At 72.7% G+C, this 7,865-nt stretch carries 7 protein-coding genes; 6 read left to right on the top strand and 1 reads right to left on the bottom strand.

The window, feature by feature from the left end; genetic code table 11:
* Positions 1-590: enoyl-CoA hydratase-related protein (locus H0488_RS20155; RefSeq protein ID WP_183101018.1), on the bottom strand; the 590-nt coding region annotated here is incomplete at its 3' end.
* Positions 591-687: 97 nt separating this feature from the next.
* Between H0488_RS20155 and H0488_RS20150 the strand changes: the two genes are divergently transcribed.
* The 6 genes from H0488_RS20150 to H0488_RS20125 all read left to right on the top strand — a co-directional run bounded on the left by H0488_RS20150 (position 688) and on the right by H0488_RS20125 (position 7,734).
* Positions 688-2,181, top strand: coding sequence for a molybdopterin-dependent oxidoreductase (locus tag H0488_RS20150; protein WP_183101017.1), 1,494 nt, complete (start codon positions 688-690; stop codon positions 2,179-2,181).
* Positions 2,182-2,252: 71 nt separating this feature from the next.
* Positions 2,253-2,900: a fasciclin domain-containing protein gene (locus H0488_RS20145; RefSeq protein WP_183101016.1), complete on the top strand. Its 648-nt coding sequence runs from the start codon at positions 2,253-2,255 to the stop codon at positions 2,898-2,900.
* A gap of 39 nt (positions 2,901-2,939) precedes the next feature.
* A complete protein-coding gene (sigK, locus tag H0488_RS20140) occupies positions 2,940-3,545 on the top strand; it encodes an ECF RNA polymerase sigma factor SigK (protein WP_183101015.1) in 606 nt (201 codons plus the stop codon).
* Positions 3,542-4,318 (top strand): anti-sigma factor, encoded by a 777-nt coding sequence (locus tag H0488_RS20135; protein WP_183101014.1) that lies wholly within the window; start codon positions 3,542-3,544, stop codon positions 4,316-4,318. The genes sigK and H0488_RS20135 overlap by 4 nt, the downstream gene beginning before the upstream one ends.
* Before the next feature lie 12 nt (positions 4,319-4,330).
* Positions 4,331-6,448 carry an FAD-dependent oxidoreductase gene (locus H0488_RS20130; RefSeq protein WP_183101013.1) on the top strand — a complete coding sequence of 706 codons (2,118 nt, stop codon included), beginning with the start codon at positions 4,331-4,333 and terminating at the stop codon, positions 6,446-6,448.
* On the top strand, positions 6,445-7,734 hold the full coding sequence (locus H0488_RS20125) for an SAM-dependent methyltransferase (protein ID WP_183101012.1): 1,290 nt from the start codon (positions 6,445-6,447) through the stop codon (positions 7,732-7,734). The genes H0488_RS20130 and H0488_RS20125 overlap by 4 nt, the downstream gene beginning before the upstream one ends.
* Positions 7,735-7,865: the final 131 nt, after the last annotated feature.

Here is a 7,865-nt window from a genome sequence, read left to right as displayed (position 1 = left end):
AGCTGGGCGCAGAGCTCGGCCACCGCGGCGTCGAGCTGACCGGCGGGGACGGCCCTCGTGGCCAGCCCGTAGTCGACCGCCTCGGAGCCGGTGAAGACCTCGCCGCCGAGTGCGGTGAGGGCCGCCGCACGCGGGGTGAGGCGCGGCAGCACGGTGAGCGAGATGACGGCCGGCGTCAGCCCGAGCTTCACCTCGGTCAGCGCGAAGGTCGCGTCCTCCGCGGTGAGCACGATGTCGGAGGCGGCCACGATGCCGATGCCGCCGGCCCGCGCGGCGCCGGCCACGACGGTGACCACCGGCTTGCTCAGCGCGACGATCGCGCGCTGGAGCCGGACGATCGCGCGCGCACCCTCCTCCATCGGCGTGGTGGACGCCTCGGTGAGGTCGGCGCCGGAGCAGAACACCCGACCCGAGGACCGGAGCACCACGGCGAGCACGTCGGCGTCCTGGTCGGCCCGGTCGAGCCGCTCGAACAGCTCGGTCACCAGCTGCCGCGACAGCGCGTTGCGGTTGTGCGGCGAGTCCAGGGTGATGGTCGCGATCCGGTCGGCGACGTCGTAGTGGACGAGTTCGGGGGAGGTGTCGGCCATGCTCCCATCTTGGTCGAGCCCCTCCAAAAATACAATCAGGCGTGACTGTTTCTTTCTCGATCCAATCCGGGAACCCGGTCCGCGCCGAACAACCGCCATGAGGACCCGACTGCCCTGGGCTGCGTACGGCGTACTTGCCACCATCGGTGGCCTCGGCCTCGCCCACGCCGTCGCGGCACTCACCGACGCCGACACCTCACCCGTGCTCGCTGTCGGCTCCGCAGTCATCGACCTCACGCCCACCCCCATGAAGGAGTGGGCGATCCGGACGTTCGGCAGCGCCGACAAGCTGATCCTCGTCGGATCCGTGCTCGCCGGCGTGCTCGCCCTGGCCGCGGTGGCGGGCCTGCTGGCCCGCCGTCGCATCCGGTACGGCGCCGGCCTGCTCCTCGTGCTGGTGGCAGTCGCAGCGACCGCCGTCATGACCCGACCCGAGGCCTCGGTCACCGATCTGGGACCGAGCCTGGTTGCGGCGGTCGCCGCGGTGCTCGCACTGGCGTGGCTGGCGCGGGAGCAGGCCGGCGCTCCGGCGGGCGGGCGGCGCGGCATCCTCGTCGCCGCCGGCGTGATCGGCGCCGTCGCCGTCATCGGCGGCGTGGGCGGCCAGCTGGTCACCAAGCTGCGACTCCGCCCCGAGGACGTGACCCTCCCCGACCCGACGGACCCGGCGCCCCCGTTGCCGCGCGGCCTGGACAAGCAGGTGCCGGGCATCACTCCGTTCCGCACCGAGAACGACGACTTCTACCGGGTCGACACCCGCCTCGACACCCCGGTGGTCAGCAGCGAGGACTGGACGCTGACCATCGACGGCGACGTGGGGCGCGAGGTCACCCTGACCTACGACGAGCTGCTCGCGCTGCCGATGATCGAGCGCGACATCACCCTCACCTGCGTCTCCAACAGCGTCGGCGGGGAGTACGTCGGAGGCGCGCGCTGGCTCGGCGTACGACTGACAGACGTGCTCGACCTGGCCGGGGTCGGCGACCGCGCCGACCAGATCCTCTCCACCGACTTCGACGGCATGACGATCAGCACGCCGCTGGCGCTGGCCACCGACGGCCGCGACGCGATGATCTGCGTCGGGATGAACGGTGAGCCGCTCCCCCGCGAGCACGGCTTCCCCGTGCGGATGGTCGTGCCCGGCCTCTACGGGTTCATCAGCGCGACCAAGTGGCTCACCAGGCTGACCCTGACGACCTACCGCGACCAAGAGGCCTACTGGACCGAGCGCGGCTGGGCGACCGATGCGCCGATCAAGATCTCGGCCCGGATCGACACCCCGCGGGCGCTGGCCGACCTCGAGTCGGGCGACGTCGTGATCGGCGGCGTCGCCTGGGCCCAGGAACGCGGCGGGATCGCCAAGGTCCAGGTCCAGATCGACGGCGGGGGCTGGAAGGACGCGAACCTCGGCCCCTCCGGCGGCGACGACTACTGGCGTCAGTGGTTCTACCGCTGGCCGGCCACGAGCGGCTCGCACCGGATCGCTGCGCGTGCCGTGTCCGGCGACGGCGAGCCCCAGACGGCCGCCCGGGCCGAGCCGTTCCCGGACGGCGCCAGCGGCCTCCACGAAGTCATCGTCGACGTCGCCTGAATTTCCACCAATCCGTTCCGAGCACCACTCCGAATCACCTCCATCACCGCCCCAAACGGAAGGCAACACCAATGAAGCTCAACAACCTGCGCCGCGGATCCGGCATCGCCGCTGCGGCCATCGCCCTGTCCCTGACCCTCGCCGCCTGCGGCGAGGACGACAAGTCCAGCGACGGTGGCGACGACAAGGCCGCGACCGCTGAGGGCCCCGAGGCCCAGACCTTCGGTGACGGCTGTGCCGAGGTTCCGACAGACGGCGCCGGCTCGTTCGACGGCATGGTCAAGGACCCGGTCGCCACCGCGGCCAGCAACAACCCGCTGCTCACCACGCTCGTGACCGCGGTCGGCGCGGTCGACGGCCTCGGCGACACCCTCAACGGTGCCGAGGAGCTGACCGTGTTCGCGCCGTTCAACGGTGCGTTCGAGGAGATCCCGGAGGCCGACCTCACCGCGCTCGTCGAGGGTGGCATGGCCGAGGGCCAGGACAGCACCCTCTACAAGATCCTCGCCCACCACGTGCTGGGTGAGAACGCGGACGCCGACGAGGTCGAGGGCGACAAGGAGACCCTTGCCGGTGACTCGCTCACCATCTCGGGCGACGCCGAGAGCGGCATGACCGTCAGCGACGGCACCGTCACCGCGAACGTGATCTGCGGCAACATCCCCACCGCCAACGCGACCGTGTACGTGATCGACAAGGTGCTGACCGGGGTCCAGTGACCCCTCGCCAGAACCCTGTAGACACGGAAGGATCACCTCATGGACCCGGGCGTGAACGCGCAGGCCGGTGCCCCCTACCCGGGGGCGCCGGCCGGCGCCGGCGCGGAGCTGGCTGACCTGCTCCAGCGTTCGGCGCGAGGAGACCGGGCCGCGTTCGCGTCGTTGTACGACGCCACCGCCGCCCGGGTCCATGGGCTCGCGGTCCGGGTCGTCCGCGACCCGGCCCAGGCCGAGGAGGTCACCCAGGAGGCGTTCCTCGAGATCTGGCGCACGGCCAGCCGCTTCGACCCCGAGCGCGGAAGCGCGGTGTCCTGGCTGCTGACGATCGTGCACCGCAAGGCGGTCGACCGGGTGCGGAGCGCGGAGGCGTCCAGCCGCCGCGAGGCGACGTACCACCACCGCAACCAGACGGTCGACCACGACGTCACGGCCGACACGGCCCAGGCGTCCCTCGAAGCCCGCCGCGTGCGCGCCGCGCTCGCCGGGCTGACCGAGGTCCAGCGTGAGGCGATCGAGCTGGCGTACTTCGGCGGCTACACCCACACGGAGGTGGCCGCCCTCCTCGACCTACCGGTCGGAACCGCAAAAACTAGGATTCGCGACGGCCTCATCCGGCTCCGCGACACGATCGGAGTAGGACGATGACCGATCACGGTGACATCAGGGACAACCAGGCCGACTGGGACAACGCGCACGCGCTCTCCGGCGCCTACGCCGTCGACGCGCTCGACGACCTCGAGCGCGCCCGGTTCGAGGCGCACCTGCGGACCTGCCCCGACTGCCGGACCGAGGTCGAGACCTTCCGCGAGACGGCCGCGTCCCTCGCCGCCGACCCGGTCGCACCGCCGCCCTCGCTGCGCGACAGCGTGCTCGCGGGCATCGAGGGGATCCGGCCGCTGCCGCCCCTCACCGAGCACGGCCGCGACCGCGCGATCCCGGAGGACACCCGGCGCCGCCGGCCCTGGCTGGCCAGCACCGGACCGCTCCTCGTCGCCGCTTCGCTGGTGCTCGTCGCGCTGGTGACCACGGTGGCGCTGCGGCCGTGGGCCTCCGACAACGACCAGGAGCCCCCGACCGCCGTCGAGCAGGTGCTGGCCGCCGACGACCGCACCCGCATCGTCCGGGAGTTCCCGGACGGCTCACGCGCCGACGTCGTGGTCTCGCGCTCCGAGGGCAAGGCCGTGATCCTCACCGAGGACATGGCCCCACCGCCCGAGGGCAAGGTCTACGAGCTCTGGTTCCAGACCCCCGAGGGCGAGTTCGTCCCGGCCGGACTGATGCCGGAGCAGCCCGACGCCACGGTCCTCCTCGAGGGCGACGCGAGTGACGCCACCGCGGTGGGGATCACCGTCGAACCGGACGGCGGCTCCCCCGAACCGACCACCCCGCCGATCGCGCTGTTCGAGCTGGACGCCTGAGAGGCCCATCCCATGACACCCCGACGGCTCGCCGTCGTCGGGTCCGGCGTTGCTGGACTCACGGCGGCCTATGTCGCATCCCGTACGGCGACGGTGACCCTCTACGAGGCGGACACCCGGCTCGGCGGCCATGCCGACACCCACCTGGTCGACGACCCGGCCACCGGAAGCACGCTCGCCATCGACACCGGCTTCATCGTGCACAACCAGCTGACCTACCCCGTCCTGCTGCGACTCTTCGCCGAGCTCGGCGTCGGCACCCAGGAGTCGGAGATGTCGATGTCGACCAGCGACGAGGAGACCGGTCTGGAGTGGGCCGGCGCGCTCGGTGCCCGCGGGCTCTTCCCCACCTCGGCCAACCTCCACGACCCGCGCTACCTGCGGATGCTGGCCGAGATCCCGCGGTTCCACCGCCGCGCCCGCAAGCTCCTGGCGGTCCGTGACGGCGGTGGCGAGGTGACCTCCGACCTCACGCTCGGCGACTTCCTCGACCAGGGCCGGTTCACGCCGTACTTCCGGCGTCACTTCGTCGAGCCGCTGGTCGCGGCCGTGTGGTCGTGCGACCCGACGGTCGCGACCGACTACCCGGCGGCGTACCTGTTCACGTTCCTGCGCCACCACGGCATGCTCGGCGTCTTCGGCTCGCCCACCTGGCGCACGGTGGCCGGCGGCTCGCGGACCTACGTCGACGGCGTCGCCGCCGCGGTCGAGGCCGCCGGTGGCAGCATCCGCACCGGCTCGCCCGTCCTCGCGGTCACCGAGACCGCCGACGGGGTCACCGTCCGCACCGCCTCCGGCGACGAGCAGTACGACGCCGTCGTGGTGGCCGCGCATCCACGGCAGGCGCTCGACCTGCTCGCCCGGCCGACGCCCCTGCAGGCCGAGGTGCTCGGCGCGCTGCCCTACACCGCCAACACGGCGCTGCTGCACACCGACGTCCGGTTGCTGCCTCAGGCCCGCCACGCCTGGGCCTCCTGGAACTTCCGCCGACCCGAGGTCGAGCGGGGCTCCGTGCTGGTGACCTACGACCTGACCCGTCTCCAGCGGCTGCGGACGCCGACCCGCTACCTGGTCACCCTCGGTGGCGAGGACCTGGTCGACCCGGCGACCGTGATCGCCCGCCGGCACTACGAGCACCCGCTCTACTCCCCGACCTCGGTCGCGGCGCGCGACCGGCTCCCGGAGATCGACACCGACCGGATCACGTTCGCCGGCGCCTACCACGGCTGGGGATTCCACGAGGACGGCGCACGGTCCGGCCTCGCCGCGGTCGAGCGGCTCGGGCTGCGCTGGCCGCCGGCCGTCGTCCACGACGTGCAGCCGGTCGCAGGACCGGCGGCAGGACTGGTCGCGGGACCGGCGGCGGCCGGCACGCCGTACCGCACCACGGTCACGCACACCCGGCGCGAGCCGCTGCGCAGCTCCTTCGCACACCGGTCGACGCTGTGGCTGGTCGACCTCGACCGGCTCCCCGACCACGGCGCGCTCGGCTGGCTCCGCGGGCGCTTCGAGAGCCGCGACCACTTCACCGGTGATGCCCCCACCATCCGGCAGGGCCTCGACGACTTCCTGGCCGGCCACGACCTCGACCTCCGCGGTGGCCGCGCCGTGATGGCCGCCCACCCGCGCGCGCTCGGTCACTGCTTCAACCCGATCAGCGTCTTCTGGGTCTGGAAGAGCCCCGTCGGCACCGGACCGCCGGACGCCACCGTCGTCGAGGTGCACAACACCTATGGCGACCGCCACACCTACCTGGTGCCCACCGACGCCCAGGGCTCGGGGCGGGTCGACAAGGCGCTGTACGTCTCCCCGTTCCACGGGACCGACGGCCACTACCGGGTCGTCGCGCCGCCGCCCGACCCGACGACCGGTCGGCTCGCGGTCTCGATCAGCCTGCACACCGACGACGGCGCCCGCTTCAACGCGGGGGTGGTCGGAACCCCGGCCACCCGGCGCCCGGTCGTCGCGCTCTCCGCGCTGCGGGGCGCCGCCCTGATCCGGATGCACGGCATCGCGCTGTGGTTGCGCGGCCTCGCCGTCCAGCCCCGTCCGCAGCACCCGCCCGCGCTCACCGAGCAACGCCAGACCCCGCAGATCCACCGCACTCATCAGACCGGAGGTGCGCGATGACGCTCACGCACGAACGCCCCCAGCTCGGCACCTGGCCGGGCCTCGACGAGGTCCCCTCCCACGGGATCGGAGCCAGGATCGCCCGCCGGCTCTTCCGGTCGGCGGTCAACCGGCTCGACGTCACCGTGCACCTCGCCGCCGGCGCCTCCTACCCCGCGGAGACGATCGGCAGGGGAGGTCCGGCGGTCCACGTCCACCGCCCCGACGAGCTCTTCGCCCGGCTCTCCCGCGACCAGCTGATCGGCTTCGGCGAGGCCTACCTGACCGGCGCGTGGGGCGAGGGCCCGGACATGTCGGAGAGCGCGCTCGGCGACTTCCTGACCGTCCTCGCCGCCGAGCTGACCTCCCTGGTGCCCCGGCCCCTGCAACGGCTCCGGTCCCTGGTCGTCAGCCGGGTGCCGCGGTCGCACCACGGCAGCCGACGCAACACCCAGGCCAACGTGGCGCACCACTACGACCTCTCCAACGAGCTGTTCGCGCTGTTCCTCGACCCGACGCTCTCCTACTCCAGCGCCCTGTTCGACGACCCCGCCCACGCGAGCGCCGCCGACCTGGTCACCGCCCAGCACCGCAAGATCGACCGGCTGCTCGACCAGGCCGGGGTCGGCGAGGGGACCCGGCTGCTGGAGATCGGCACCGGGTGGGGAGAGCTGGCCATCCGGGCCGCCGCCCGGGGCGCGAACGTCCACACGATCACGCTGTCCGTCGAGCAGCTGGACCTCGCCCGGCGCCGGATCGCCGCCGCCGGGTTCGCCGACCGGGTCGAGGTCGAGCTCTGCGACTACCGGGCGCTCCTCGACACCCCGACCACAGCCGGGGCGTACGACGCGGTGGTGTCGGTCGAGATGATCGAAGCGGTCGGGTGGCAGTACTGGCCGACGTACTTCCAGACCCTCGACCACGTGCTGGCACCGGGAGGCCGGATCGCGATCCAGGCGATCACGATGCCCCACGACCGGATGCTCGCCACCCGCGACACCCACACGTTCATCACCAAGTACATCTTCCCCGGCGGCTCCCTGCCCTCGGTGCGCGCGATCGAGGAGGCTGCGGCGCAGCACACCTCGCTCCAGGTGGTCGACCAGCTGGCCATGGGCGCCCACTACGCAGAGACCCTGCGGATGTGGGACGAGGCCTTCCTCGCCTCCCGGAGCGAGGTCGAGCGGCTCGGGTTCGACGAGACGTTCCGCCGGATGTGGCACTTCTACCTGGAGTACTGCCGGGCCGGGTTCGCCGCCGGCTACATCGACGACCACCAGCTGACCCTCACCCGGGGGGAGCGGTGAACGGGGTCGCCGCGCGCCTGGAGGCGGCGGTGACCCCGTTCGTCGGGGGCGACCTGCCGGTCCGGCTGGTGGCGTGGGACGGGTCGGCCGCCGGCCCGGCCGACGCCCCCCGGGTCGAGCTGCGCTCCCCC

Origin of the sequence: Nocardioides pelophilus (assembly GCF_014180685.1) — a bacterium.
GTDB classification, from domain to species: domain Bacteria; phylum Actinomycetota; class Actinomycetes; order Propionibacteriales; family Nocardioidaceae; genus Nocardioides; species Nocardioides pelophilus.
This window is presented reverse-complemented; position numbering and strand designations above follow the sequence as displayed.